Raw genomic sequence first — 24,843 nt, 5'->3', positions numbered from 1 at the left:
GATGGAGCCGTGACACGCGCGACTGGACGCCAGCGGGCCCCGTGCGCCTCAACCCCTCACCGGAAGCACAGGAGCCGAAGCGCATCGGCTGAACCCTTTCACGCGACATCTACCTTGACGCTCACCGCGACGCTCTTCAATCTGGCGGACGAGCGCGGCGCGCTGCCCGACACCGTCACGGCTCGCACCAGCGGCGGCGGCTGTCACGTCTACTTCCGCCACGCAGGCATGGTGTCGAGGGCTGGCAGCATTGCCCCGGGCATCGACACCCGGGGCGATGGTGGATACGTCATCGCGCCGCCCAGCCTCCACCGCACCGGGGAGCGGTACGCATGGGTGAAGGGACTCGCGCCCTCCGAAGTGCAGCTCGCGGAAGCGCCAGAGTGGCTCCGCAAAGCGGCCCAGCCGAAGCGTTCCCATCCCGTCCCCGTACTACCCGCCAACACGGTCAACGCGTGGCAGCCGCCCGACCATGATGGCCTCACGGAGACCCAAGTCAGGAATCGGCTGCGTGAGACGAGCGACCCGAAGCATGCAGCGACAGTTGAGCGGATGCTGGCGGGAGAAGAGCTGTTCCCGAAGGGACACCACGACGACAACCTTTGGGCCTTCATTTCGTACTTGCGTTTCAAGTGCCCCGAGGCGTCAGACGCAACGCTCTTGCGACTCCTCGGGCCGTCCGTGGATGCCATGGCGTGTGATGACCATGACGCGCGCAAGGCGGCTGGGGTGCTCCAGCGGGTGAATGCGGAGTACGCCGCGTCGCTGGCGGCTTCCGAGCAGCTCGCGGCAGCGCTGGGAAGCGCAGGTGGCCCGCGCGCATCCTCAGCCGCGGGCCCCCTCTCGTCTGGGGAGCATCCCGAAGCTGGGAACTGGATGGCCGCGCCGGGCTACGCCATCCACGACGGCGTGACACTCGGCATCTTCAAGTTCACCGACAAGGGCAACCTGTCCCCCATTGCCGCCGCTCCCATCAACATCACCGAAGCGGGCGAGGACGAGCACGGGACCTGCTACGTGACGGTGCGCTGGCTGCACGGAGACCGGGAGCGCTCCGAAACAATGCCGCGCGCCAAGGTGTCGGGAAGCGACATCCTGGAGTTGGCTGGAAGAGGCGCGCCGCTCACCAGCAGCAATAGCAAGAGGGTGCAGGACTTCCTCCAGGCCCAGGAGCAGCACTCTCACGCGAGTCTGCCCCGAGTGCGCATCTTCACCCACGGGGGATGGGCGAGGGACTTGCGGAGCTTCGTCGTGGGTCGGCAGGTCATTGGCGAGCTCGGAAGGGTCATCATGCCCGGAGAGGCGGCCTTCCTCGACGCGCTGACTCCGGCTGGTTCGGTGGACGAACACCTGCGGCTGATGTTGGCCGTTCGGGACAAGGGCCCCATTGCTGAGATGGCCTGGGCCGCTGGCTTCGCTGCACCGCTACTCCGACTGCTCGACATGCGCAGCATGTGCCTGTCCGTCTGGGGCCCATCAGGTGCGGGCAAGTCCGCAGTGCAGGCCACAACCACGTCAGTCTGGGGACGCCCCTCCGGACTCAAGATCAGCGGCGATGTTTCATCGGCCGCCTTGCAGGGAGAGCTGGCCCGCCACCGCGACCTGCCCACCTGGGTGGATGACACGCAGCTCACGCGAGAGCACATGACCAGCCTCATTGCCTACCTTGTCGGGACGGAAACGAGCGGCGCGCGAGCGACCCAAACGGGAGAGCTGCGCACGCGCAAGACTTGGCGCTCGCTGGCCTTCATCTCTGGGGAGAAACCGCTCTTGCAGGTCGGCGGTGCAGCAGGGGCGAAGAACCGCACGTTGGAGGTATGCGCACAGCCGCTTGGTGATGTGGCCCTTGCTTCGCTTACGCATCAGGGTCTGGAGAAGCACCATGGGCACGCGGGCCCGCTCTTCATCCTGAAGTTGATGGCGCGGTACACGAACACGGACCGGCTGGAAGAACTCCGTGAGCAGCACCGACAGATCGCCTCGAAGATGGGCACTGAAACGACGGAGCAGGCTCGCTATGCGGCGCTGCTGGTGCTTGCTGACGTGCTCGCGCGCACGCTCGTATGCGGCGAGGAAGAGTTGCGCGCCCGGGCTGCCGCACTCGACGCGGGGCAAGCCTTCTGCGTCGCCGTGAAGAAGGAATCCCGGGAGACGCAGACGACCGCCGATGCGGCTTACGACTTCATCATGGGCTTCGTCGCCGCGAATTGGTCGGGGTTCTCCCAGCCAGTTGCCTTCAAGCGGCCCGGCATGGTGCTGGAAGAGAAGGATGCCACCGGCCGGAGCATCGTCGCCATCTTCCACACGACCATGCAGGAGATCGCACGAGATGGGCGCTTCGATACGAGGCAGGTACTAACGGAGTTGGTGATGAAGGGACTGGCGCTCAAGGAAGAGGGGCACCTGACGCGGAAGGTTTCGGTCGAAGGCAAGCGCGTGAGGGCCTACTGCGTGGTGCTGGACGACGTGCGAATCGAAGCTGGGAGCACGCCAGGCCCTGCACGCGATGCCCGTAGGGGCGGAGGCAATTCGTGAGCGCACGCGCTGACGACGGGCAAGGGCTCATGGGCACTCGCGAGCCCGATGCAGCCAATCCCGAGTTCCTGACGGTTGAGGAAGCCGCAGTGCTCCTGCGCGTGAACCGGAAGACGCTCTACGAGTCGATCCGACTCGCTCAGGTCCCAGGGGTGATCCACATCGGCCGATCCATCCGCATCCATCGCGACGCGCTGTTAGCATGGCGGCCGGGTAACGGCGGTCCTGCGCTCGGAGAGAACCGATGAGCGTCAGGCTGCGGAAGTGGAAGACGAAAGAGGGCAAGGTGCAGGAGGCGTGGTGGGTGGACGTGAAGTACCAGCACCCCGACGGGAGGGTGGAGCGAGTCCGCAAGGCATCGCCCGTCAACACCCGCCGGGGCGCCGAAGAGTACGAGCGCCAGATCCGTCACGCCCTGCTCACAGGGACCTTCGGAAAGGAGCAAACAGAGAGGAAGCGCGTCACCTTGGCGGAGTTCGCACCGCGCTTCATCACCTACAGCGAAAACAACAACAAATACTCCAGCGTCATCAGCAAGAAGCAGATCCTGGATGACCACATCCTCCCTTTCTTCGGGGAGAAGCTTCTGGACGTTATCGGCCCTGCGGAGATCGAGGACTTCAAGGCGCTCATGCGCAAGAAGAAGTCCGGTGCTCATGCTCGGAAGGACTTCGCCACGAAGTCCGCGCTTCGCAAGCGCAAGGACGTGAAGCCCGCGCCTTTGAGCCCGAAGACCATCAACAACGTCTTGACGGTGCTCGGCAAGCTCCTAGTTGTCGCGAAGGAGCAGCAGGTCATCCAAGAGGCTCCGCGTGTGAAGCTCTTGGGGCGCCTTGCCAAGCCCGCTTTCGACTTCCTCACCTTCGCGGAAGCGGACCGGCTGGTCGCTGTCGTTGAACCGGAATGGAAGCCACTGATCCTGGTGGCGCTCAAGGCGGGGTTGCGGCAGGGCGAGTTGATAGGGCTCCAGTGGAGCGACCTGGACTTGCCGCGTGGAAAGCTGCGCGTCCGGCGCACCATCTGGCGTGGCGTCGCGGATCTGCCGAAGGGCGGACGTGAGCGGACGGTGGATCTGCCAGCCTCCGTGGTCGAAGCACTCAGGGCGCACCGGCATCTGCGCGGGCCTTACGTGTTCTGCCAACAGGATGGACAGCCGCTGACGGCCAGCCGGATGCAGTCACCGCTTCCTCGGTTGCTGCGCAGCGCGGGCATCACCCGTGAGCAGGGTTGCATCGGTTGGCATGATCTGCGCCACACCTACGGCAGCCATCTCGCCATGCGCGGCGTACCGCTCAAGGTCATCCAGGAGCTGATGGGCCACGCGGAGATCGCGATGACCCTGCGGTATGCCCACCTCGCGCCAGAAGCCCGGGAGAGCGCGGTTCAGCAACTCGACAGGCCCGTGCCCCGGTTCCATCCGACGCCGGAGGGGCACATTGGGGGCACATGACGCTGACGGAATGAGAAAGGGCCCAGCAACCCGTTGAGATTGCTGGGCCCGAAGGTATGCCGAAGGCGGGATTCGAACCCGCAACCTCCGCGTTCTGAGCGCGGCGCCTCTACCAATTGGGCTACCCCGGCGGGTGTGTCTGGGATTGTTTCTGAAGTCGGGATGACTGGATTCGAACCAGCGACCTTGCGCGCCCGAGGCGCACGCTCTCAACCAGGCTGAGCTACATCCCGAAGGTGTTGTTCCGACCGCCGAGGGAGGACCCGGACACGACAAGGGCCGGGTCCCCCCTCAGGGAACCCGGCCCCCGTCCACGCCTTCCCGGGTGACCGGGGGGCGGGTGCGAGCGTCAGGTCCCGGGCGCACTGCCACGGAAGGATGCGATGGCCAGCTCCAGAAGCTCCGGAGTGGTCAGCTTCGTGGCGGGGCGCTGCGGGTCCAGCTCATTCACGTTCTGCATGGGGCATCCCTCCTTTCTTGGGGAGGAATGACGGGGCGATGACTCCGTTCCTGACAGGCCGCGAACCCGGTGAGGGAAATTCGCGGGGACTTCCGTTCACGGGAGGCGGCCCATTTCCGCCGCCTTTTCCTGGAGCCTCCCCCGTGAAGTCGTCATCGAATCGCTTCGCCCTTGCCGTCACCGGTGTCGCCTGGTTGCTGGGCGCCGCCCCCGTCCACGCCGCAACGCCCGCGGCCTCCGGCCCGCGTGAAATCGCACGGGTCGACGGGGCTCGGGGCAACCACGTCCTCTGGCTCGAGAACGACGACGGCGCGGTGGACATCGCCGTCATGGCGACCTACCCGCAGCGCCCGCTCGTGGCCCCGCTCTTCCTCAAGAAGCACACCCCGGCGGAGGTGTTCCTCGCGCTGGCTCCTGCCCGGCAGGAGCTGCCGGCGGCGCTCGCGCGCCAGTCGCTCTTCGCCATGGACTTCTCCGCGCGCGAACAGCTGCAGCGGGAGAACGCGGACGCGCTCGCGGCGCTGCCCACTGGATTCGATTCCGGCGGCCAGTCCCTGACCGCGGGGTGCTCGGCGTCCTTCCGGGCCTGGACCGCCTCCGTGTACGGCGATGCCACGTGCGGCGACTCGAGCCAGGAGGTCATCAGCACCGCCTACCCGAGCGATACGTACTGCACCAGCGGGTGTGACTTCCCGCTCGGGACCCAGGACAGCTACACGTGTCAGCCCAAGCTCCGCTCCTGCGACATCGTCGAGGGCACGGCCACGGTGGTCCGGCTCCGCGCCAGCAACTGGTGGAATGGCCCCAGCTTCAACCACCCGGGGCACTCGGCCCACTTCGCTGTCTCCAATTGCAGTGGCAATGGGCCCGTCACCTTCAACCGCCAGCGCGGCGCGTCGGATGCCTACGCCGTCCAGGTGCCGGTCAATGGCATGCTCAACTACGTGATGGGGGCACCCATCGTCCCCGGGAACGCCGCCAACTTCGTCGCCTATGGCGCGTGGAAGAAGGGAAAGACGGCGAGCGGTGACACGTACGTGAGCAACAGCATGTCGGTGGAGGCCAACGGCGGCACCGACGACCGGGTGATTGCCTGCGGAGACATCCAGACGGCGTACTCCCTGCAAGATGTGTCGTCGCCTACCTGCCACGGCTCCGACATCTCGCTGTGCAGTGGCGGCAACTGCACCAGCTCCTGCTTCTACTGTTCGGGCGGCAGCTGCCCCACCAACTGAGGGGGGCTGCTCTCAGCCCGCGATACGAGCGCAATGCCAGGCACCAACGCCGAGGCAATCAGGGGCTTGCGGAGTGGCTTCCATTCCACATTCCTGTCCGAGGCGCGGATGGCGGTCTTCCAATGAAACAGGCCCGGTTGCGGTGACGGAGTTGATGGGATTCCTGAACAGGATTTCCTGGGGGGCTTCCGATGCATTGGATGAGGAATCAGGTGTGGGCCGTGCTGGGCGTGGCGCTGCTGGAAGTGCTCGGCTCCAGCGGGTCCCTGGATGGCGAAGCGCAGGAGGAATGGGGCGCCAAGCGGTCGGCGAAGAAGGTGATGCCGCTGGGCGACTCCATCACCCAGGGGGCGGCAGGGCATGCCAGCTACCGGTGCCAGCTCTGGTGGAAGCTGACGTCGAGCGGCTACAGGGCGGACTTCGTGGGCACCCTGTCGACGGGCTACCTGGGGGCGAACACCTGCTCCTCCCTCTGGTTCGACCGCGACCATGAGGGCCACTGGAGTTGGCGGGCGGATCAGGTGCTCGCGAACATCTCCAACTGGGCTGCGAGCACGCATCCCGACCTGGTGCTCATCCACCTGGGCACCAACGACACGTACCATGAGCAGACAGAGGACAGCACTGTGTCGGAGTTGGAGCAGATCATCGACCGGCTGCGCGTGGTGAACCCTCGGGTGAAGGTGTTCCTGGCCCAGGTCATCCCCACCTCGGGCGCCATGCTGTCGCTGAAGCTCCAGTCCCTCAACCAGCGCATGCCCTCACTGGCCGCGGCCAAGAGCACGGAGGCGTCGCCTGTCTACGTGGTGGACCAGTGGACCGGCTTCAACCCCGCAACGGACACGTATGACGGGATCCATCCGAATCTCCTCGGTGAGGAGAAGATGGCGGAGCGCTGGTACCAGGCCATCCGCGAGCACCTCTGACGTCCCCTGCCATCCAGGGTGACCGGGGGGCGGGTGCGAGCATCCCTCCTTTCTGGGGAGGCGTGACAGGGTGATAATTCCGTCCCGGACACGCACCTCGCGGAGACACCCATGACGGAGCTCGAGACCCCGGCTGCCTTCGAGCAGCACCTGCGCGAAGGCCGGAGCCTTGCCAACGTCATCCTCCAGGGCCTGGACCTGCGCGCGTGCAGCGACGCGCTCCTGAAGGCGGACCTCACCGGCACCGTCTTCCTGGGCTGCGTCCTGGAGCCCGCGACCCTGCAGCAGGTCCTCGCGCGGGGCGCCATGGTGTTCCCGCCGTTCTCCGGGCTGCCCTACTGCCCGTACCGGGGCACCCTCTACACACCCGAGGAGCTGTACGCGGGCTTCGACCCGACCCGGCCGGACACCTACGCGGACACGCTGGACGCGCGCATCTACGCGCACTGGAACTCGCGCGGTGGGGCGCATCCTCCGTCCATCCTGGAGACCCTGGCGCAGCGGCTTCATGACCACGCCATCAGCGACGCTTTGGAGGATGCGCTGCTGGACCAGGGCCGGCCCCGCCGGGTGGTGGCCATCATGGGCGGGCACTCCATGCTGCGCGGCCAGGAGGACTACCGCTCCGTGGCGGAGCTGGCCCGCGCGCTGGCGCGTCTGGGCTTCTTCCTGGTGAGCGGCGGCGGCCCGGGTGCCATGGAGGCCACGCACCTGGGCGCGTGGTTCGCCGGCCGGGCGGATGAGGACCTGGACGCGGCGCTCGCGGTGCTGGCGCGGGCGCCGTCCTACAAGGACCGGGACTGGCTCGCGCGCGCCTTCGAGGTGCGCGCCACCTGGCCCCTGCGCGACGCGGCGGCCATGGGCGACAGCCTGGGCATCCCCACCTGGCTCTACGGCCACGAGCCGCCCAACCCCTTCGCCACGCGCATCGCGAAGTACTTCGCCAACAGCGTGCGCGAGGAGGGCCTGCTCACCATCGCGCGGGGCGGCGTCGTCTACTCCCCCGGCAGCGCGGGCACCGTGCAGGAGATCTTCCAGGACGCCTGCCAGAACCACTACAACACCGTGGGCGTCATCAGCCCCATGCTCTTCCTGGGGCGCGAGTTCTGGACGAAGACGCGCCCCGTGTACCCGCTGCTGGAGCACCTGGCCCTGGGGCACGAGTACGCACGTCACCTGCTGCTCACGGACTCGAAGGAGGACATCGTCCGGGCGCTGGTGCGCTTCGACGCCGAGCGGCAGGCCCTGGCGCGGGCGGGCTGACCGCGACGGCTCAGCCCTGAGGGGTGACGGAGTTCAGGTTCACGAAGGCATCCCGCTTCACCCCGTGCTTGAGGAAGTCCTGCACCGCCCGCGCGAGCGTCGCGGCCAGCAGGCCCAGCAGGGGCAGGTGCTCGCCGCCCTCGCAGGTGGCCTGTCCGTGGGTGTCCTCGGCGTCGGGGGTGAAGCGCTCATCCCAGCGCACCAGCCCGAACATGCCGTCCGCGGACACCGCGCCGTGCACCAGCGGCGTGCCCGTCTTCCGGGCGTGGTCGCTGAGCAGCTGGCGGCTGTCCTGGTTGTCGAAGGCGTCCACCAGCAGGTCCGCGCTCTTGCACAGCGCCTCCACGTTGTCGCGCGTGAGGCGCACGCCGAAGGCCTCCGCCTTCACGCCGTGCAGGTTGTGCAGCTGGAGCTTCAGCGCCTCCGCCTTGTTCTTGCCGACGGACGGCTTCACGTAGGCCTGCGACAGCAGGTTCTTCGACTCCACCCGGTCGAAGTCCACGAACACCAGCGTCGCGTCCAAATTGCGGCACAACAGCGCCGCCGTGGACCCGATGGCCCCCACGCCACAGAAGACGATGCGCATGGTGGCCGCCCTCAGCACGCCCCGAAGGGCACCTTCGGACGCAGGTAGATGCGCTCCTCGCCGTGCGCGCCGCGGAAGCGGTCCACGACGTAGTGCTGGAAGGCATCCTCGTTCAGATGGAAGCGGTGCAGGCCCGGGATGCCGCCCGAGCGCACCAGCTCCACCGCGATGCGGCGCACGTCCCCGTCGCTGATGTGCCGCTCCAGCTCCACCGGCACGTCCGCCGAGTGTCCGTCGAAGGTGATGTTGAGCGTCGCCATGGGCCGCGTGCCTCCAGCAAAGGGAATCCCGGCCCGGGACGGCGCCCCCTCCCGCTTCCTGACAACCCGCCCCGGTCAGGACGGCCGCAGCGTGCCCGCGGCCTCCGGGCCGGTGAGGTCCGTGCTCTTCGTGACGGCCTCCCAGCGGTCCAGCTCGCCGTTCAGGACGCCCATCCGCTCGCGCGTGCGGCGCAGCGCGTCCGAGCCCAGCACCAGGTGCAGCGGCGGTGCCTCCGCCGCCACCGCGTCCACGATGGCCTTCGCGCCCAGGGCCGGGTCGCCCAGCTGCTTGCCTGAGATTTTGCCCAGGTACTCCACCACCGCGCCGGCGGTCTTCGCGTAGTCCTCGATGCGGCCCTGCGTCTCCCGCCGCGAGTGCTGGGACAGGAAATCCGTGCGGAACGCGCCCGGCTCCACCAGCGTCACCTTCAGGCCCAGCGGCGCCACCTCCTGCGCCAGGCTCAGCGACAGGCCCTCCAGCGCGCACTTCGCCGCCGCGTACAGCCCCGAGCCCGCCATGGGCGCCAGCCCCGCGATGGAGGTGATGTTCACGATGTGCCCCCGGCGCTGGGCCCGCAGGAACGGCAGCGCGGCCTGCACCACGTGCAGCGGCCCGAAGAAGTTCACGTCGAAGACGTGGCGGGACTGCTCCGGCGTCGCCTCCTCGATGGCGCCCAAGAGGCCGTAGCCCGCGTTGTTCACCACCACGTCCAGGCGCCCGTGCAGCGCGTGCGCCTGCTTCACCACCTGGGGAATCCGGGCGGTGTCGGTCAGCTCCAGCGGCAGCACGTGCAGCGCGCCAGCGGGGGCCTCCAGGTCCGACTTTCCGTCACGCGTCGTCCCGATGACGCGCTCGCCCCGGGCCAGGACGGCCTTCGCCAGCTCCCTGCCCAGCCCCCGCGAGATGCCCGTGATGAACCACACCTTCGAGTCGTTCGTTGCCATGGCGCCGTGTCCTCTCTTGCAGCCGTGTGTCCGTGGATGGCTTCAAGATAGCGGCGGGGATTCTGTTGAGAATGCGCGGCAGTCCTCATGGCTTGTGAAGAAAGCCGTACAGAATCAGGAGGACCACGCCTGGCGCAGGAACTGGACGAAGGCGCGCACCGGCGGCGCCGTGTGCTTCTGCTTCGGGTAGTAGAGGAAGAAGCCGGGGAAGGGCGCGCACCAGTCCTCCATCAGCGCCACCAGCTTCCCGGACTGCACGAAGGGGCGCACGCGCTCCTCCGCCCAGAACGCGATGCCCACGTCTTGAAGCGCGGCGGACAGCGCGAGCGCGCGGTCGGTGACGACGAGCGGCCCCTTCACCGCGATGGAGAACCAGTCGCCGCCGCCCTTCTTGAACTCCCACGCGTAGATGCCGCTGGAGCCCGGCTGGCGCCAGTTGATGCACCGGTGCTTGAGCAGGTCGCGAGGATGTCTGGGCGTGCCGTGCTTCGCGAGGTAGCGAGGCGAGGCGACCGGAACCTGGCGCAGGTGGCCGCCCAGCTTCATCGCCACCATGTCGTGGTCCAGCCACTCCCCCAGCCGGATGCCCACGTCGAAGCCTCCGGCCACCAGGTCCGTGAGGGCGTCGTCCACCGTGACGTCCAGCACGATGTCCGGATGGGCCGCGTGGAACTTCCCGAACAGCGGCTCCAGGAAGGAGATGGCGCCGAAGCGGGCTGCTTGGATCTTCACCGTGCCGGCGGGCGTGTCGCGGAGGTCCTTCACGTCCGCCACCGCCGCCTCCAGTTCCTCCATGGCCGGCTTCAGCCGTGAGAGGAGCCGGGCCCCGGCCTCCGTCACCGCGACGCTCCGGGTGGTGCGGTTGAGCAGGCGGACTCCCAGGCGCTCCTCCAGTGCCCGCAGCGTCTGGCTGAGCGCGGAAGGGGAGACGCGCAGGTGCGCCGCGGCGCGCGTGAAGTTGCCGTGCTCCACGATGGCCGCGAAGGCCTTCAGGTCCGCGAAGTCATTCCCACGCATTCTGTATGCACTCCTTCACAATCCGCCCAGTCTATGTCCGTCGCCTTCCGCCCGGAGGATGCACAGTGTTGGGTTCACGGGAGGAGACGCATGGAGTCACCGCGAGCACCGCACCCCTGGAACGTCACGCCCACGGAGGCCGTGGCGCTGCAGAAGCGCCTGCGCGAACAGCTCATCCTCGAACCGCCACCGGGCCTGCGCGTCACGCGGCTGGCGGGCGCGGACATCTCCACGGAGAAGGGCAACGACACGGGCTATGGCGGCATGGTGGTGCTGGACGCGGCGACGCTCCAGCCGGTGTCCCGCGCGGTGGCCACGGCGCGGCTGACGTTCCCCTATGTCCCCGGCCTGCTGTCCTTCCGCGAGCTGCCGGTGCTGGCCGCCGTCTGGGAACGGCTCACGGTCCGCCCGGACGTGCTCATCTTCGACGGCCAGGGCACCGCGCACCCGCGACGGGTGGGCATCGCCTGTCATGGCGGGCTGCTCTTCGACATCCCGTCCATCGGCTGCGCCAAGTCGCTGCTGGTGGGCACGCCCGGGAAGCTCGCGGAGCGGCGGGGCGCCACGTCTCCCATCACCCACAAGGGGGAGGTGGTGGGCATGGCGGTCCGCACCCGCGCGGGCGTCAGCCCCGTGTACGTGTCCCCCGGCCACCGCATGGACCTGGACACCGCCGTGGAGTGGGTGTTGAAGGCCAGTCCCCGCTACCGCGAGCCGGAGACGACGCGCCACGCGCACCGGCTGGTGAACGCCTTCCGCCGCGCGGGTGGCGAGACCGCGGAGCTGGAGGAGGGGAGTCCCGGATGAAGCCCGTGGGGTTGATGCTGATGGTGGCGGGCCTGGGGCTCGCCGTCGTGGGACTGCTGGTGTGGGCCGGGGCCTTCTCCTGGTTCGGCCGGCTGCCCGGGGACATCCGCGTGGAGAGCGGGAACACCCGCGTCTACGCGCCGCTGGCGTCCATGTTCCTCATCTCCGTGCTGCTCAGCCTGGGCGCCTGGGTGGTGCGCCGCTTCTTCTAGGGCTTGGGGCGTGAAGCCCCCTGTCCACGGCTTGAGAAGGCGAGAACCCTGCTGGGCCTCCCCGGCGGCGTCGCGCCGGAAAAACCTGTCCGACAGTCGGACAGGTTTTTTCGCCGCGCCGGGCGGGGGCGGGCGGATTTCCACTCAAGGATGCGCGCCTTGCGCGTCTGTCCGGCAGGAACGACCCGCCTGGTAGGACGCTTGCTGTTCTGGTGGACAGGGGAGGCCCTGCCACCAGGGACAGGCGGGGGGCATGGGGACGGCCGGGGAGTGGATCCGCGCTGTTGGACCGCGCAGCATGCGGCCCCCGCTCCGGATGTCACCGGTGGGGAATAAAAGCAGCATCTGGATAACGGCGGCGGTCAGGCCGCCCCGAGGTGAGCATGCGCAGGCTGTCATCCCCGTTGAGCGAGCTGGCATCCCATTACCCCGTGGTCGTCGTGGGGTCGGGCTATGGCGGGGGCATCACCGCCAGCCGGCTGTCTCGCGCGGGTCAGCAGGTGTGCGTGCTGGAGCGCGGGCGGGAGATGCACCCCGGGGAGATGCCGCGCACGCCCACACAGGCGCTGGCCGAGTTCCAGCTCCACCTGGCCCCGGGACAGGGAGACCTGGACGTGGGCAGCCCCACGGGCCTCATCGAGGTGCACCGCAACGGCGACGTGTCCGTCATCGACGGCTGCGGCCTGGGCGGCACGTCGCTCATCAACGCGGGCGTCACCATGCGGCCCGACCCTCGCGTGTTCGAGGACCCCCGCTGGCCCGCGGCCCTGCGCGCCGATGTCCACGGCCTGCTGGAGGACGGCTTCACGCAGGCGGAGCTGATGCTGCGGCCCCTGCCGTACCCGGAGGACCATCCGCCGCTGCAGAAGCTCAAGACGTTCGGCATCTCCGCGGAGAAGCTGGGCGGACGGCTGACGCGGCCTCCGGTGGCGGTGACGTTCGAGGCGGGCGTCAACGCCGCGGGCGTGCGGCAGCCGGGGTGTTCGCTGTGCGGTGACTGCGCCACGGGCTGCAACACCGGCGCGAAGAACACCGTGCTGATGAACTACCTGCCGGACGCGCACGCGCACGGCGCCCGCATCTTCACCGAGGTGTCCGTGCGCGCGGTGGTGAAGGACGGCGCGAAGTGGCGCGTCTACTACCGCCCCCACAACACCGGCCGCGAGCGCTTCGACGCGCCCGACGCCTGGCTCACCGCGGACCGCGTCGTCCTGGCGGCCGGGACCATGGGCACGGCGGAAATCCTGCTGCGCTCGTGCGAGCAGGGCCTGTCCGTGTCCCCGAAGCTGGGCCACCACTTCAGCAGCAACGGCGACGTGCTGGCCTTCGGCTACAACCTGGACATGCGCGTCCACGGCGTGGGCCACGGCGAGCAGGACCACGAGAAGCGCGACCCGGTGGGCCCCTGCATCGCGGGCGTCATCGACCAGCGCGACACCGCGCGGCTGGACGAGGGGATGATCATCGAGGAGGGCGCCATCCCCGGCGCGCTCGCGTCGCTGATGCCCGCGGCGCTCGCGGGGGCCGCGGCGCTGGTGGGGGAGGACACCGACGAGGGCATCCTGGACTGGGTCCAGGAGCGCATCCGCCAGGCGGACAGCTTCGTGCGCGGCCCGGACCACGGCGCGGTGGAGCACACGCAGACGCTGATGGTGATGTCGCACGACGAGGGCAAGGGCGAGCTGCGGCTGGAGCACGACCGCGTGCGCCTGCACTGGCCGGACGCCGGACGCGACCCGCAGCTCACCCGCATCGAAGAGCGCCTGCGCCGGGCCACCGCCGCGCTGGGCGGCACCTTCGTGCGCTACCCGCTCTGGTCCGAGGCCTTTGGCAAGGAGCTGCTGTGCACGCACCCGCTGGGCGGCTGTGTCATGGCCGAGCGGGCGGAGGACGGCGTGGTGGACCACGAGGGGCGCGTCTTCTCCGGCGCCTCCGGCCACGCGGTGCATGAGGGGCTGTACGTGTCCGACGGCTCCGTGGTGCCTCGCTCGCTGGGCATCAACCCGCTGCTCACCATCTCCGCCGTCGCCGAGCGCGCCTGCGCCCTGATGGCGAAGCGCCACGGGTGGACCATCGACTACGCGCCGCTGCCGGAGGCCACGGCGCCCCAGGCCCCCGGGCCCGTGGGCGTGCGCTTCACGGAGACGATGCACGGCTTCGTGTCCGGTGACGTGAAGGCCCCGCACCTGGAGGCCGGCGACCCGGAGCGCGACGACGCCACGCCCCTGCGCTTCGTGCTCACCGTGACGGCGGAGGACCTGGACGCGACGCTGCGTGACGAGCGCCACCCGCTGAAGCTGATGGGCACGGTGACGGCGCCGGTGCTGTCGTCCCGCCCGCTGGTGGTGACGCGCGGCGAGCTGCGTCTGATGACCCGCGAGCACGCCCGGCCGGGCGGCCAGCGGATGGAGTACCTGCTGCACCTGCTCAGCGAGTCCGGCGAGGCCTACTACCTGGAGGGCTACAAGGACCTCTACGACGACCCGGGCCTGGACCTGTGGAAGGACACCACGACGCTGTTCGTGTCCCTGCACCGGGGGAATGGCCCGGAGGCGCCGTGCATCGGGAAGGGCTTCCTGCGGCTGACGGCGGAGGAGTTCACCCGCCAGCTCACGACCCTGCGCGTGCTCAACGCCCGGGACGGCATGCAGCGGGCGGAGGCCCTGGCCCGCTTCGGCGGCTTCTTCTTCGGCGCCCTCTGGGACACCTACGTCCGGCGCGTGGCCGCCTAGCAGTCAGGCAGCCAGCGGACAGTGCGGAGGTCCGCGATGACGTGCCCTCCGGGGCGGGCATGGGCACCCTGTTACCCACCGGGACCGACAGGGAGGACCCCCATGGCTGAAGACCGTGATCCGCAGCGCCGCTCGGGCGCACCCCAGGAAGAGGAGCATGCGGAGGAGCGGCGCGAGCTGTCCATCGAGGAGCGGCGTGCGCGGCGCAGTGCGATGCGGGCCAGTCAGACGTATGCCCGCTTCATCGACCACCTCTGTGACCGCGGGGGCATGTCCCCGGCTGTCGCCCAGCAGGCCGCCGTCTCCGTGCTCTGCGGTCTGGAGCAGCGCATCCAGGCGGATGAGTCGCAGGACCTGGAGGCGCAACTGCCGCGCAGGCTCACGGAGCTCTTGCACCGCTGCGAGCGCCACGACGCCGAACCCCGCCCATCGAAGTTCGGCCGCGATGAGCTCCTGAAGCTGGTGGGCGAGGACCTGGCCCTGACGCCGGACGCGGTGGAGCCGGTGGTGCGCGCGGTGATGGACGCCGTCCGCCATCAAATCAGCGAAGGCGAAGCGGAGGACGTGAGCGCCCAGCTGCCAGCGGACATCCGCCACCTTTGGCTGCCGACGATGTGAGGCCGGCTGTTAAGGTCTCCGGCACACGCTTGCCGGAGACCGCGCATGGCCCTCGATGATGACTTCAGCGCCGCACAGAGCCGGGTGAAGACGCTGTCCAAGGCTCCCTCCAACGACACGCTGCTGGAGCTGTACTCGCTCTACAAGCAGGGCACGGAAGGGGACGTGCAGGGCAAGCGCCCCGGCATGCTCGATATCAAGGGCCGCGCGAAGTACGACGCCTGGGCCGGCCGCAAGGGGCTGGCGAAGGACGCCGCGAAGCAGCAGTACGTGGCGCTCGTGGACCGGCTCCTGCGCGGGTAGACACGGCCCCTCATGTCCCCCTGGCTCCGGATGATGCTGTTCCTCGTGCCGGTCACCGCGCTGCTCGCGCTGGCGCACGTCTACCTGTACCGCCGCCTGGTGCGAGACGTGACGGCGAGCCGGGGCCTGCGCCGCGCGGGGATGGGGCTCTTCGCCGGGGGGCTGGTGGGCTCGCTGGGCGCGCGGATGGTGGGAGGAATGTTCTCCTCCGAGGTTGCTCGGGGGACGGGCATCGCGCTGCTGGTGTGGATGGGGCTGGTGCTCTACCTGCTCATGTTCACCCTGGGGATGGACGTGGTGCGGGGCGTGCTCGCCCGGGTGCGCAAGGCTCCGGAGCCTTCGGAGCCACCGTCACCGGAGCGCCGGGCCTTCCTCGCCCGGGGCGTCGCGGCGGGGGCCACCGTGGCGGGCGCGGCGGTGAGCAGCTTCGGCACCTGGCGTGCGTTCCATCCGCCGGACGTGCGCGACATCCCGGTGCGGCTGCCCGGGCTGCCCAAGGCGCTGGAGGGCTTCACGCTGGTGCAGCTCACCGACATCCACATCGGCGGTGTGTTGCAGCGCCGGTTCGTGGATGAGCTGGTGGCTCGCGCGAACGCGCTCAAGCCGGACCTCATCGCGGTGACGGGCGACCTGGTGGACGGCACGGTGCCGGAATTGGGGCGCTACGTGGCCGGCTTCGGCGCGCTGAAGGCGCGGCACGGCGCGTACTTCGTCACCGGCAACCACGACTACTACTCCGGCGTGGAGGCGTGGACGGAGTTCGTGCGGGGGATGGGCCTCACCGTGCTGCGCAACCGCGCGGTGACCATTGGAGACGCGGGCGCGTCGTTCGACCTGTTGGGCGTGGACGACTGGAGCGCGAGCCGGTTCGGCGAGGCCGGGTATGACCTGGACGCGGCGATGAAGGGCTTGCGGCCGGACCGCGCGTCGGTGCTGCTGGCGCACCAGCCCTCCAACTTCGAGGTGGTGGCCCAGCGCGGCGTGGGGCTCCAGATTTCAGGGCACACGCACGGCGGACAGATGTTCCCGGGCAACGTGCTGGGCCAGCTCATCTGGGGCGAGCAGAACGCGGGGTTGAGCAAGCTGGGGGATTCGCACCTCTACGTCAGCCGCGGGTGCGGCTTCGTGGGGCCTCCCATGCGCGTCGCCGCGCCGCCGGAGATTGCCCGCATCATCCTGCTGCCGGGCTGAAGCCCGCGGCTCACGGTTTGCGGTGGGCCCGCTCCAGGAGCAGGCCGTCCTCCTGGAGGATGGTCGGTCCGGGCCGGGGCCGTCCGTACAGGAGCCCCGAGGCGATGCGCAGCGGCGCGGCCCACGCGGGCTCGTCGCTCACCAGCACGTCCTCGCCGCCGATGCGGACCACCATGCCGTCGGGGGCCACCACGGAGAAGCGCAGCGGCCGGCCCAGCGCCGCCTGGAGCGCGGCCATGGTGGTCTCATCCTCCTGGGAGAAGGCCAGCGGGCCCTCCGGGTGGCTGTGCGTGATTTCGACCAGCAGGTCCCTCAGGCTCCAGATGGCCTCCCACCGGGCGCGGGAGTCCGGCAGGGCCAGCGGGTCATCGAAGGAATCCCCCCACAAGATCCGGTCTCCCGGACCGATGAGCAGGCACACCTCGCGCGTCGTCGACATGAAGTTCGTCCTCCCGAATGGCCCGTACCGACGTGGCGGACGGGCCCGGCCGGACACGCGGGTTTCAGGCGTGCCGGGTGATGACCAGCGCGTCCGTGTCGATGGCCTCCCGGAGCACGGAGGGCAGGCTCTCCAGCGTGACCCGGGTGTCCGCGCCGGCGAGGCACACGCCCGCGTCGCGCACGCGCAGCGTCGCGGCCTCCACCACCGTGACGAAGCGCTCGCTCATGAACGTGTAGACGACCTCCAGCAGGCCGTCCCCCAACCGCCGGTGGCCCAGCAGCCGCGCGCCGGCCTTGTCCAGCGCGCGCTCCACCCGCGCGCCGGCCTCGGACTGCGCGCGCCAGTGCTCCTGTCGCGTGTGGCTCCGGCCGGTCCGTGACGCCTCCGCGTGCCCGTGCCCCGGCAACGACCAGGCGACTTCGCGTCCGTCCACGTCCCGCCAGACCTCGGGCATTCCGTGCTCACGGCCGGTCGACGCAGGGGCCTCCGCTTCACGCCGGGCCTCCAGCTCCGCCTGCATCTGGAGGAAGCGCGCACGCTCCTGCGCCAGCGCGCGCAGGCAACGCTCCGCCTCCTCGTGTCCCTCGCGCGCCACGTCGAGCACCCGCGCACGGGCCTCCACGGGCGCGAACGGGATGCGCGTGGCTCGCGACGCGGCCTCCAGCACGGAGAAGCCGAACGCCGCGCGCAGCGACGCACTCACGCCACGCGCGTCGCCCAGCCCCCGGTCCTCCTCCAGCGCCCGGCGGGCCGTCTCCTCCGCCTCGCCCTCGAACTCCACGCCGTCGAAGAGCAGCGTGCCGTCATGCCAGCGGCGCGCCGTCACCGGCGACAGGCGCGGCGGCTCCTCCTCCGGCATCAACGCCAGCGGCTCCGCCACCGCGCCCTCGCGCACCAGCCGCGTCCCCCAGACATGCCCCCGCACGCGCGGCAGCGCCTCCATGCCTTCCGGAGACGCCAGCTCTCGCGCGGTGGCCTCGCGGCCCTTCACCTCGAAACGCCACCAGCCCGGAGCGACGGGCTGGTTGACGCGCAGGCGGCGTGCAGGCGCGTCCACGGTCCCGCCGCCGAAATACGGCAGCACCGCCGACTCCACCTTCCCGAGCAGCTTCCGGTAGTCCACGCCCCTGCCTCCTGTCTCACGCCACCTTCAGCAGCGGCGTGCCCATCACCCGGTCCACCCAGCCGGACTGGCTGGCCCCCGCCTCGCGCGGAGCGTCCATCAGCGCCTGGAGCACGCGCGGCACCTGGTACGGATCCGCGAACTGCCCCACGCTCACCTCACTGAAGGGCACGCCCAGCTGCTTCGCGCCCGAGCGCACCGTGCTGCCGCGCGCCCCCGCCACGCTCACCAGCAGCGCCATGGCCGCCACGCTGTAGCCACACGCGTGGAAGGCCTTGGCGAACTGGTCGCCCGCCTCGCCCGCCTCGTCACCCACCACCATCACCACCAGCTTCGCCTCCGCCGGAATGCGAACCCCGGAGCGGTGCAGCGCGTACACTCCGGCCGCGTGCACCGTGCCGCCGGAGGCCTTCAGTCCGGACAGCATGTGCTGCACCGCCGTGCGGTTCGCCGCCTTGGGCTGCAGCACCGTGCCCATGGTGTCGAACGCCGCCACGTGCAGCTTGTTCAGCGGGAAGCCCGCGAGGATGCGCGACAGCGCCTCCTTGGACTGCTCGATGGCGCCCTCCATGGACCCCGACTTGTCGATGAGGAACATCACCCGCACGTCCGTCTCCGCCGTCGCCTCCGCCACCGCCTTCTTCACGGCGTTGTCGCTCGCCTCCTCCAGCTTGCGGCGCACGTCCTCACCGCGGACGTTCTTCGCGATGTTCAGCGAGCGCTGATCCGTGGCGCTCGCCACCGCCCGCTCCCAGCGCGCCTTCACGGAAGGCTCCTGCAAGAGGCCCAGCTCCTCCAGCGTCGGCGTCATCAGCCGCAGGTCGCGGTCCGACAACGACGGCAGGAGCGTGGCCAGGATGGCGGGCGTCAGGCCCACGTCCTTCGGCAGCCGACCCACGACCTCCTTGTAGGAGAGCCGCTCCAGTTCAATCCACTCGCAGATCTCCGCCTCGCAGAGGCCGTCGAAGCGCTCGCGCTTCACCAGCGTGAGCCCGTGCAGCCCCACCTGCCGGTGGCCGCCGTCCGCCTGCTTCTGCTTCCAGCCGAGCACCTCGAAGAAGCCCTGCGACTGGGGCTTGTAGCCCGCCTTGCGCGCCAGCTTCTTCAGCGTCTCCTTGTAGCCCGCCTTCACCAGGCCCTGGAGCATGGGCAGGTTCGCCTCGCGCGCGGCCAGCCACTTCTGAGCCACGCGCTTCCAGCGGCCCAGGGGCGGCTTGCGCGACGCCGGGTCTCCGAAGCCCGCGGCGCGGTTGAGGCGCGCGATCTCCGGCGTCTCCAGCAGCTCCGCCACGCGCAGCACGGCCTTGGGCGTGAGCATCCGCGTGGAGCGGCGCACGTAGTGCAGCACCATGGCCTCGCCAATGGAGCGGTAGTCGTCGTCGTGGAAGGCGATGGTGCCCTGGCCGTCGCGCACGGGCTGGCCCGCGTGCTCCTGCACCAGCATCAGCGCGCAGGTGGCCACCTTCAGGTCGCGCCAGTCCGTCTGCGTCAGCGCGTACGACGCGAAGTGCGCCATCAGCGTGGGGTTGAGGCGGTAGAGCTCCAGCAGCTGGCCGTACAGCTTCACCGCGGCGGGCACGAACAGGCCCGGCGCCACCTTGCGGCCGTGCGCGCGCGCCTTCGCGTCCGCGTTGGCGGCGGCCACCCAGGTGCCGTTCACGTCCAGGCCGGGGCGGTGGTGCCACAGGTGGGCGGAGCCGCCGAGCACCACGTCGAGCAGCCGCTCGGCGGGCCCCCGCTGCGTCTCCGGAAGGTTCGTCTGGGTGCGAGCGGTCATGGCGGTCGTCCCCCTTTCGGGACGGAGGCATGCCCGGAGGGGCTGCCTGGGGTTGGGAGGGAAAAAGTGAGCGCCCGAGTGAGGAAGCCGGAAGGCTGAATTACGAATTCAGTGCCGGACCGCCGGCGGGCCATCCGCCTTGCGAGCGGAGGGGTGGAGTCGAACCACGGCGTGTAGGGCCTCTTCGGCCGGGCGCTCGAAAGCGATGCGCCCCTGGACGCCTCCCTGCCCGGAATCCTGACGGCGCCATTTCCGGGCCTTTTTCCGGGGGCTTACGGTCCGGTTCGGCCCTTCATGGAGGCGACCCGGCGCGTCATGAGCGGGCCCGCGAAAAAAGCGTGTCAGGAAACGCGAGGGGCGGGAGTCGGGCGTTCTGGTAACCAGTCGGAGGCTGTTCGCGGATGCAACGTGTTAATTTGCCGCGCCACATCCCCGTAACCCAACCTCTCGGGATGAGGACGTCCCGGGACAGCCTCCAGGGTCTTCCGGTGTACGAGCAGCTCACGGATGAGGAATTGTTCGCGGAGGTGACACGGCGCCGAGCCACGGGCGAGGCCGTCGGGACTCCGCTGGGGGCCTTGTGCGCGCGGTGGGCGCGCCCGGCCCGTTACGTCATCAGCAGGATCCAGGGCAGCTACGGACGCGGCTCGCCGGCGGACGCCGACGAGCTCTTCCAGGACGCGGTGGGGAAGTTCCTCGACCGGGGCCTGGATCAGTTCCGGGGCGTGTCCGAGCAGATGCCGGGCAGGAGCGCGTCTCCCAAGACGTTCTTCCTGCGCATCGTCAAGCACGTCGCCATCGACTTCTACCGGCGGCACCGGGAGGAGCTGGCGCCCGCGCCGGTGTCTCCCGACGACGTGATGGAAGAGACCCCGTCCGAGGTGGCCCGGGCGGTGGAGGGCGCACGGCGTCGCGAGGAGCGCGCCGAGGCGCAGGAACTGTACTGGGCCGCCTACGCCAGGCTCCAGCAGGAGCACCCAAAGGAGGCTTCCGCATGGGAGCTCTATCACCACGAGGACGTGGAGGATCACGAGGAATGCGCACGCCGTCTGAACATCAGCGTGGTGAACTCGTACAAGCGCGTCAGCCGCGCCCAGGCATACCTGCGTCTGTACCTGCTGGAGTTGCAGCGGGACGGACTGCCGGAGGAGCCGTCGTGAATCCCCGCGGAGGACTGATGCCGTCCTTCGCCTCGCCCGGGATGTCGCGATGAAGGGCGACGCGCTGTCCCGCTACCAGGCCCGGTACGCGCGCCTGGGCGCGGGTCCCCTCACGGTGGGTGAGCTGTTGGAGGTGGTGGGGGATGTGCTGCGCCGCTCGGACCGGCTCGGCACGGACGGGGTGGAGGAGGCCTTGAAGGGCCTCTCCCGCCCTGAAGTGGAAGCCTGGTTGTCCCAGCAGAAGCCGCAGGCGCTCCAGCCAGTGCTCCTGCGTGCCGCCGAGGAGTCGATGGAGGTGGCGCTGGGCGACGAGGGTGAAGAGGCGGAGCTGTGGCGTGCGTCCGCGCTGGAAGGACTGGCCGCCCGGGACCGGGCCGCCTCCGCCGCCCGCGCGCTCGTCACCTGGGAGCTGTTGAAGGGTCCGCTGGACGGGGACGCGAGCGCCGCGCGTGAGCGCTTCCTCGGGGCGCTGGGCCACCTGGACTCCGCGCTGCGCTCCCGGGCGCGCTGGTTCATCCCGCTCAACGCCGAGCGCCGCGCCGAGCGCGACCTGCTGGACCCCGTGGAGCGCCCCGGCGCCTGGTGGTTCTCCGCTCGGGCCGCCTGCGATGACCTGGTGGCGTCCTGGACGGGCCGCCCCATGAAGGACCCGGAGCACCTGAAGGACTGTGCCAGTTGCCGCGCGGACCGCGCGGACACGGCGGTGGTGGACGCCCCCCCGCGCCGCCACCTCACCGACGACGAGCTGTGGCGCCTGGACTCCGGCGAGATGGGCCGCGAGGAGCGCGAGCGCGTGGAGGCCCACACGGCGAGCTGCGGCGAGTGCGCCCAGGCCGTGCTGGCGCTGGAAGAGGGTGACGCCGCCATCGACGAGGCGCTGGAGCTGGAAGAAGACGGGGCGCAGGCCCCGCGCGCGGCGCGAGACTCCCGCGCGGACCTGTCCCGGCGCCCCAGCGCGGCCCGGCTGCCGGAGCACCGCGAGGTGCTGGAGGAGCGTCGCGACTTCCGCGTGGTGCTGGTGCGCGAGCGTCAGCGGCTGAGGCTCCTGGTTCAACCCCTGGGCTCGAGGCCCGTGACGGCCGCCGTCTTCCTGTCGCCTGGACGCCCGTCGCTCAAGCCCACGCAGGGACCGGAGGGATTGTCCTTCGACCTGTCCACGGCGCTGGCCACCGGCGCGCACTCGGCCCACCTCACGGTGCAGGCCGGGCAGGAGACGCTGGAGCGCGACTTCGCGTTCTGAAGTGAAGCGCGCAACGCGGCGGAAGGAGGGAACCTTCCGCCTCTGCTCCCGCCCTACTGGAGCTGGGAGGCCGGTTCGTTCCGGCCGGAGGAGTCGTAGGGCTGGGGTGAGCGCACCGGCGGGCTGGGCGCTGGCAGGAGGCCTCGCGAGGGGCCGGCCCGCACGCCGCCGGACAGGAACGCCGCCACCAGCTGCGTGAGCGGCGGCCGGGTGGCGAGTGCCACGCCGCAGACCTCCAGGCGCTGCTGTTCGAAGCGCCCCGCGGTCTGCCGGTACACGTTGCAGCCTTTCGGCGTGGAGGCGCCCGTATCCCGGTCGAAGTGCTGGTGGTCGGTGCCCCAGCGGATGCGCAGGGCGTCCGGCGTGAGCCGGATGGACAGCGGCTCTCCGCCCCAGGTGCCCTCGATGAGGGTGGCGGAGCCGCCGGCGCGGACCTTCACCGACAGGTCCCGCCGCTCGTAGGTGCCGTTCACCTCGATGCCGTGCTCGAAGAGCTCGTCACCGGACTCGCCCTTCCACGACGGGCCCTTGCCGCGCACGAGCGGCGTCGCCGTCTGCACGCGCTGCGTGTCGAACCACGCGGTGCCGACCCGGCCCAGGGGCGTGTTCGCCTTGGCCTGGGGCCCGTCCTCCAGGCCCTGGGGACCGGAGGGCAGGGGCTGCGGAGGCGTGAGCAGGTCCGTCGTCTTCACGGACGCGTCCACCGTCTCGAAGCGCACGCCGCCGAGCCACGCCTGGCCGGCGCCGCTCATGATGAGGCCCGCCATGATGCGGGTGGCCTCCATGGGCACGTCCAGCACCACGTCGTAGCGCTGGCAGCCGTGGGTGCCCACCAGCGCGCGGGACTGCATGTTGTCGAAGGCGAGCGGATGCTTGGGGTCCGTGCCCTCCACGCGCATCCACAGCCCCGCCCAGCCCTTCACGTCCTGGTGGCGCACGGCCGCGGAGAAGCGCAGGCGCTTGCCCCGGAAGTCCTTCGCGCTGAAGGCCTGCATGAACGTGCCGAAGCTGTCCGTGGCCTGCGTGCGCGAGCGAAGGAAGGCGCTGCGCGTGCCCTCGCAAGGAGAGGCCTCATCCACGCCGGCCTCGTAGTGCTGGGGCGCGCTCTCCGTGACGTACCAGCCCTGCGGCAGCTTCGCGCGCGAGGCGTCCGGAGCGGCGGGCATGCCGCCCTGAGGAGTGGGTGGGGGAGTCTGGGCCGCCGCGACGGGCGCCCAGAGCGCGAGGAGCAGGCCGGGGAGGCGTTTTCGGAGCGTCATCGCGGAGGTCCTCACAGGGCGGCCGGCCGCGAGCTCAGGGCCACCTGGGTCAGCCCGCTGGACGCGTCGTAGCGGGGGACCTCGCCCTGTCCCCCGGGGTGATACACGAGCAGCCCGCGCGCGCTCGCGGACTTGAGGCACTGCTCCTGCGTGGCCAGGTCCGGGCACGCGACCACGATGTCCCGGGGCGCCTCCTCCGTCTCCACCGCCGCGATGGCCGGCGCCTCCACGGGCGTCACGGCCGGGGACACCGCCTCACCGCCAGGCCGCAGCATCAAGAACGCGGAGGCCGCCACGGCGACCAGCGCCGCGGCGACGGCGGCGGGACGGTGCCAGCGCGCGGGGCGCACCACCACGGACTCGCGCGGCGTGGCGGCGGCGACCTGGTACAGCTGCTCCTCCAGCAGGGCCTCTTCCTGGAGGAGGCGCGCGCACGGCTCGCACGTGAGCGTGTGGGCCTCCAGCTCCGCCGCGGCTTCGGGCGGCAGCGCGCCCAGCAGGTACTGCTCCGTGCGGTCGCGGGTGAGGTGCGGCGTGGGCCGGGTCATGGGTGTTCCTCTTCGAGCGCGGTGCGCAGCTTCTTGCGGACCTCGCACAAAATCTGTCGCACGCGCTGGACGGACAGCCCGACGCGGGAGGCGACTTCGGCATGGGGAAGCCCCTGGCCGTCACAGGCCAGGAGGAAGACGTTGCGCGCGCCCGGAGACACCTGCTCCAGCGCGCTCCGGGCCCGGGACAGCTGCTCCTCCGACAAGAGGCGCACCTCCGCGGACTGCGACGGGTCCACCGGCTGCTGGCGCTCCGGCAGGTCCTCCACCGTGCCGTCCACGGACTCGCGCCGCGTGCGCCGGGCGTCATCCGACGCGAGGAACGCCGCCTGCGCGAGCGCGAGCGCAGGCAGGCGCAGCTCCGTGAGCTGGCCCCGCTGCTGCTGCTGGATGAGGCGCGCCCAGGTCTCCTGCGCCAGCTCCTGGGCCCGGTCCACCCGGATGCCCCGCGCCAGCAGGGACACCACCACCCGGCGCTGGTGCCGAGCGATGAGCGCGTCCCACGCGGCCCGCTCGCCCGTGAGCGCGCGCCGGGACAAGGCCTCCTCGTCCGGGCTCTCCGGTCGCGCGGCCCTGCCTGTGTCCTGCCGCGACTGGAGGGTCGTCATCCCCAAGCCCTGTACGGCTGCATCCATGCCGTCTTCCCGTTGCGTGCCGCGCTCGTCCTCCAGGGCACGTTCCGGCCCCGGGCTCCCAGGGAAACGCGCCTCCAGGCCGGACATATCGACGGGAATGGGCAAGGGGGGCCCGGGGT

At 70.4% G+C, this 24,843-nt stretch carries 24 protein-coding genes and 2 tRNA genes; 14 read left to right on the top strand and 12 right to left on the bottom strand.

Translation table 11 applies throughout. From position 1 onward, the window contains the following. The first annotated feature begins 114 nt into the window (after positions 1–114). From D7X96_RS32720 to D7X96_RS32710, 3 genes are read left to right on the top strand one after another with little or no spacing between them, the layout of a single operon-like run. Positions 115–2,535: a DUF927 domain-containing protein gene (locus D7X96_RS32720; RefSeq protein ID WP_208647417.1), complete on the top strand. Its 2,421-nt coding sequence runs from the start codon at positions 115–117 to the stop codon at positions 2,533–2,535. 29 nt (positions 2,536–2,564) lie between these two features. Continuing rightward, positions 2,565–2,783: a helix-turn-helix domain-containing protein gene (locus D7X96_RS32715; RefSeq protein ID WP_121771533.1), complete on the top strand. Its 219-nt coding sequence runs from the start codon at positions 2,565–2,567 to the stop codon at positions 2,781–2,783. Next, positions 2,780–3,985, top strand: coding sequence for a tyrosine-type recombinase/integrase (locus D7X96_RS32710; protein WP_121771529.1), 1,206 nt, complete (start codon positions 2,780–2,782; stop codon positions 3,983–3,985). The genes D7X96_RS32715 and D7X96_RS32710 overlap by 4 nt, the downstream gene beginning before the upstream one ends. A 57-nt stretch (positions 3,986–4,042) precedes the next feature. Here the strand turns inward: D7X96_RS32710 and D7X96_RS32705 are convergent. Further along, a tRNA-Leu gene (locus D7X96_RS32705) sits at positions 4,043–4,116 on the bottom strand. Positions 4,117–4,142: 26 nt separating this feature from the next. Next, a tRNA-Pro gene (locus D7X96_RS32700) sits at positions 4,143–4,218 on the bottom strand. 370 nt (positions 4,219–4,588) lie between these two features. Between D7X96_RS32700 and D7X96_RS32695 the strand changes: the two genes are divergently transcribed. The 3 genes from D7X96_RS32695 (at position 4,589) to D7X96_RS32685 (ending at position 7,869) form a co-directional block, all read left to right on the top strand. Beyond that, complete coding sequence (locus D7X96_RS32695; protein WP_121771528.1) at positions 4,589–5,680, top strand: hypothetical protein; 1,092 nt, start codon at positions 4,589–4,591, stop codon at positions 5,678–5,680. A gap of 200 nt (positions 5,681–5,880) precedes the next feature. Continuing rightward, on the top strand, positions 5,881–6,606 hold the full coding sequence (locus D7X96_RS32690; protein WP_244219806.1) for an SGNH/GDSL hydrolase family protein: 726 nt from the start codon (positions 5,881–5,883) through the stop codon (positions 6,604–6,606). A 111-nt stretch (positions 6,607–6,717) separates the two neighbouring features. Beyond that, complete coding sequence (locus D7X96_RS32685; RefSeq protein WP_121771527.1) at positions 6,718–7,869, top strand: LOG family protein; 1,152 nt, start codon at positions 6,718–6,720, stop codon at positions 7,867–7,869. A gap of 10 nt (positions 7,870–7,879) precedes the next feature. Here D7X96_RS32685 and D7X96_RS32680 read toward each other — a convergent pair whose 3' ends face one another. The 4 genes from D7X96_RS32680 to D7X96_RS32665 form a co-directional block, all read right to left on the bottom strand. After that, a complete protein-coding gene (locus tag D7X96_RS32680; RefSeq protein WP_121771531.1) occupies positions 7,880–8,455 on the bottom strand; it encodes a HesA/MoeB/ThiF family protein in 576 nt (191 codons plus the stop codon). Between the two features lie 11 nt (positions 8,456–8,466). Continuing rightward, complete coding sequence (locus D7X96_RS32675; RefSeq protein ID WP_120551629.1) at positions 8,467–8,715, bottom strand: hypothetical protein; 249 nt, start codon at positions 8,713–8,715, stop codon at positions 8,467–8,469. Positions 8,716–8,790: 75 nt separating this feature from the next. Then, the gene (locus D7X96_RS32670; protein ID WP_121771526.1) at positions 8,791–9,660 is read right to left on the bottom strand and encodes an oxidoreductase; all 870 of its coding nucleotides are present in this window, start codon (positions 9,658–9,660) and stop codon (positions 8,791–8,793) included. A 114-nt stretch (positions 9,661–9,774) separates the two neighbouring features. After that, positions 9,775–10,677 (bottom strand): LysR family transcriptional regulator, encoded by a 903-nt coding sequence (locus D7X96_RS32665; protein ID WP_121723356.1) that lies wholly within the window; start codon positions 10,675–10,677, stop codon positions 9,775–9,777. 90 nt (positions 10,678–10,767) lie between these two features. Between D7X96_RS32665 and nfi the strand changes: the two genes are divergently transcribed. The 6 genes from nfi (at position 10,768) to D7X96_RS32635 (ending at position 16,540) form a co-directional block, all read left to right on the top strand. Then, entirely contained in the window at positions 10,768–11,484 is a 717-nt protein-coding gene (nfi, locus tag D7X96_RS32660) for a deoxyribonuclease V (protein WP_370450205.1), read from the top strand. Then, positions 11,481–11,696, top strand: coding sequence for a DUF2905 domain-containing protein (locus D7X96_RS32655; RefSeq protein ID WP_120551625.1), 216 nt, complete (start codon positions 11,481–11,483; stop codon positions 11,694–11,696). Before nfi ends, D7X96_RS32655 begins: the two co-directional genes overlap by 4 nt. Before the next feature lie 383 nt (positions 11,697–12,079). After that, a complete protein-coding gene (locus tag D7X96_RS32650) occupies positions 12,080–14,428 on the top strand; it encodes a GMC family oxidoreductase N-terminal domain-containing protein (RefSeq protein ID WP_121771525.1) in 2,349 nt (782 codons plus the stop codon). 102 nt (positions 14,429–14,530) lie between these two features. Beyond that, the gene (locus D7X96_RS32645) at positions 14,531–15,046 is read left to right on the top strand and encodes a DUF2267 domain-containing protein (RefSeq protein WP_121771524.1); all 516 of its coding nucleotides are present in this window, start codon (positions 14,531–14,533) and stop codon (positions 15,044–15,046) included. Between the two features lie 45 nt (positions 15,047–15,091). Next, positions 15,092–15,349 carry an acyl-CoA-binding protein gene (locus tag D7X96_RS32640; protein WP_120528614.1) on the top strand — a complete coding sequence of 86 codons (258 nt, stop codon included), beginning with the start codon at positions 15,092–15,094 and terminating at the stop codon, positions 15,347–15,349. A 12-nt stretch (positions 15,350–15,361) separates the two neighbouring features. Continuing rightward, positions 15,362–16,540, top strand: coding sequence for a metallophosphoesterase (locus tag D7X96_RS32635; RefSeq protein WP_121771523.1), 1,179 nt, complete (start codon positions 15,362–15,364; stop codon positions 16,538–16,540). A gap of 10 nt (positions 16,541–16,550) precedes the next feature. Here the strand turns inward: D7X96_RS32635 and D7X96_RS32630 are convergent, their stop codons facing one another. From D7X96_RS32630 to D7X96_RS32620, 3 genes are all read right to left on the bottom strand, one after another. Then, positions 16,551–16,979, bottom strand: coding sequence for a Mov34/MPN/PAD-1 family protein (locus tag D7X96_RS32630; protein ID WP_121723361.1), 429 nt, complete (start codon positions 16,977–16,979; stop codon positions 16,551–16,553). Between the two features lie 64 nt (positions 16,980–17,043). Further along, the gene (locus D7X96_RS32625) at positions 17,044–18,105 is read right to left on the bottom strand and encodes a hypothetical protein (protein ID WP_121771522.1); all 1,062 of its coding nucleotides are present in this window, start codon (positions 18,103–18,105) and stop codon (positions 17,044–17,046) included. Between the two features lie 16 nt (positions 18,106–18,121). Then, positions 18,122–19,882: a vWA domain-containing protein gene (locus D7X96_RS32620; protein WP_120551619.1), complete on the bottom strand. Its 1,761-nt coding sequence runs from the start codon at positions 19,880–19,882 to the stop codon at positions 18,122–18,124. A 488-nt stretch (positions 19,883–20,370) separates the two neighbouring features. Here D7X96_RS32620 and D7X96_RS32615 point away from each other — a divergent pair, with 488 nt between their 5' ends. After that, a complete protein-coding gene (locus D7X96_RS32615; protein ID WP_120551618.1) occupies positions 20,371–21,042 on the top strand; it encodes an RNA polymerase sigma factor in 672 nt (223 codons plus the stop codon). A gap of 49 nt (positions 21,043–21,091) precedes the next feature. Continuing rightward, positions 21,092–22,282, top strand: a complete 1,191-nt coding sequence (locus tag D7X96_RS32610; protein ID WP_121771521.1) for an anti-sigma factor — start codon at positions 21,092–21,094, stop codon at positions 22,280–22,282. Positions 22,283–22,335: 53 nt separating this feature from the next. Here D7X96_RS32610 and D7X96_RS32605 read toward each other — a convergent pair whose 3' ends face one another. The 3 genes from D7X96_RS32605 to D7X96_RS32595 are packed head-to-tail and all read right to left on the bottom strand — an operon-like array spanning position 22,336 to position 24,724. Next, a complete protein-coding gene (locus D7X96_RS32605) occupies positions 22,336–23,541 on the bottom strand; it encodes an AraC family transcriptional regulator (protein WP_121771520.1) in 1,206 nt (401 codons plus the stop codon). Positions 23,542–23,552: 11 nt separating this feature from the next. After that, on the bottom strand, positions 23,553–24,089 hold the full coding sequence (locus D7X96_RS32600) for a zf-HC2 domain-containing protein (RefSeq protein WP_121771519.1): 537 nt from the start codon (positions 24,087–24,089) through the stop codon (positions 23,553–23,555). Further along, the gene (locus tag D7X96_RS32595; protein WP_121723367.1) at positions 24,086–24,724 is read right to left on the bottom strand and encodes an RNA polymerase sigma factor; all 639 of its coding nucleotides are present in this window, start codon (positions 24,722–24,724) and stop codon (positions 24,086–24,088) included. Before D7X96_RS32595 ends, D7X96_RS32600 begins: the two co-directional genes overlap by 4 nt. Positions 24,725–24,843 lie beyond the last annotated feature (119 nt).

It is taken from the genome of Corallococcus interemptor, from assembly GCF_003668875.1.
Taxonomy (GTDB): domain Bacteria; phylum Myxococcota; class Myxococcia; order Myxococcales; family Myxococcaceae; genus Corallococcus; species Corallococcus interemptor.
Note: the sequence above shows the minus strand (reverse complement) of the source record. Positions and strands in the feature narration are given on the sequence as shown.

Coding starts and splice junctions, on each gene's coding strand:
- D7X96_RS32620 (WP_120551619.1), bottom strand. CDS start 19,882: ATGACCGCTCGCACCCAGACGAACCTTCCGGAGACGCAGCGGGGGCCC.
- D7X96_RS32640 (WP_120528614.1), top strand. CDS start 15,092: ATGGCCCTCGATGATGACTTCAGCGCCGCACAGAGCCGGGTGAAGACG.
- D7X96_RS32610 (WP_121771521.1), top strand. CDS start 21,092: ATGAAGGGCGACGCGCTGTCCCGCTACCAGGCCCGGTACGCGCGCCTG.
- D7X96_RS32715 (WP_121771533.1), top strand. CDS start 2,565: ATGGGCACTCGCGAGCCCGATGCAGCCAATCCCGAGTTCCTGACGGTT.
- D7X96_RS32650 (WP_121771525.1), top strand. CDS start 12,080: ATGCGCAGGCTGTCATCCCCGTTGAGCGAGCTGGCATCCCATTACCCC.
- D7X96_RS32670 (WP_121771526.1), bottom strand. CDS start 9,660: ATGGCAACGAACGACTCGAAGGTGTGGTTCATCACGGGCATCTCGCGG.
- D7X96_RS32690 (WP_244219806.1), top strand. CDS start 5,881: ATGAGGAATCAGGTGTGGGCCGTGCTGGGCGTGGCGCTGCTGGAAGTG.
- D7X96_RS32645 (WP_121771524.1), top strand. CDS start 14,531: ATGGCTGAAGACCGTGATCCGCAGCGCCGCTCGGGCGCACCCCAGGAA.
- D7X96_RS32635 (WP_121771523.1), top strand. CDS start 15,362: ATGTCCCCCTGGCTCCGGATGATGCTGTTCCTCGTGCCGGTCACCGCG.
- nfi (WP_370450205.1), top strand. CDS start 10,768: ATGGAGTCACCGCGAGCACCGCACCCCTGGAACGTCACGCCCACGGAG.
- D7X96_RS32665 (WP_121723356.1), bottom strand. CDS start 10,677: ATGCGTGGGAATGACTTCGCGGACCTGAAGGCCTTCGCGGCCATCGTG.
- D7X96_RS32605 (WP_121771520.1), bottom strand. CDS start 23,541: ATGACGCTCCGAAAACGCCTCCCCGGCCTGCTCCTCGCGCTCTGGGCG.
- D7X96_RS32710 (WP_121771529.1), top strand. CDS start 2,780: ATGAGCGTCAGGCTGCGGAAGTGGAAGACGAAAGAGGGCAAGGTGCAG.
- D7X96_RS32630 (WP_121723361.1), bottom strand. CDS start 16,979: ATGTCGACGACGCGCGAGGTGTGCCTGCTCATCGGTCCGGGAGACCGG.
- D7X96_RS32600 (WP_121771519.1), bottom strand. CDS start 24,089: ATGACCCGGCCCACGCCGCACCTCACCCGCGACCGCACGGAGCAGTAC.
- D7X96_RS32655 (WP_120551625.1), top strand. CDS start 11,481: ATGAAGCCCGTGGGGTTGATGCTGATGGTGGCGGGCCTGGGGCTCGCC.
- D7X96_RS32680 (WP_121771531.1), bottom strand. CDS start 8,455: ATGCGCATCGTCTTCTGTGGCGTGGGGGCCATCGGGTCCACGGCGGCG.
- D7X96_RS32685 (WP_121771527.1), top strand. CDS start 6,718: ATGACGGAGCTCGAGACCCCGGCTGCCTTCGAGCAGCACCTGCGCGAA.
- D7X96_RS32595 (WP_121723367.1), bottom strand. CDS start 24,724: ATGGATGCAGCCGTACAGGGCTTGGGGATGACGACCCTCCAGTCGCGG.
- D7X96_RS32675 (WP_120551629.1), bottom strand. CDS start 8,715: ATGGCGACGCTCAACATCACCTTCGACGGACACTCGGCGGACGTGCCG.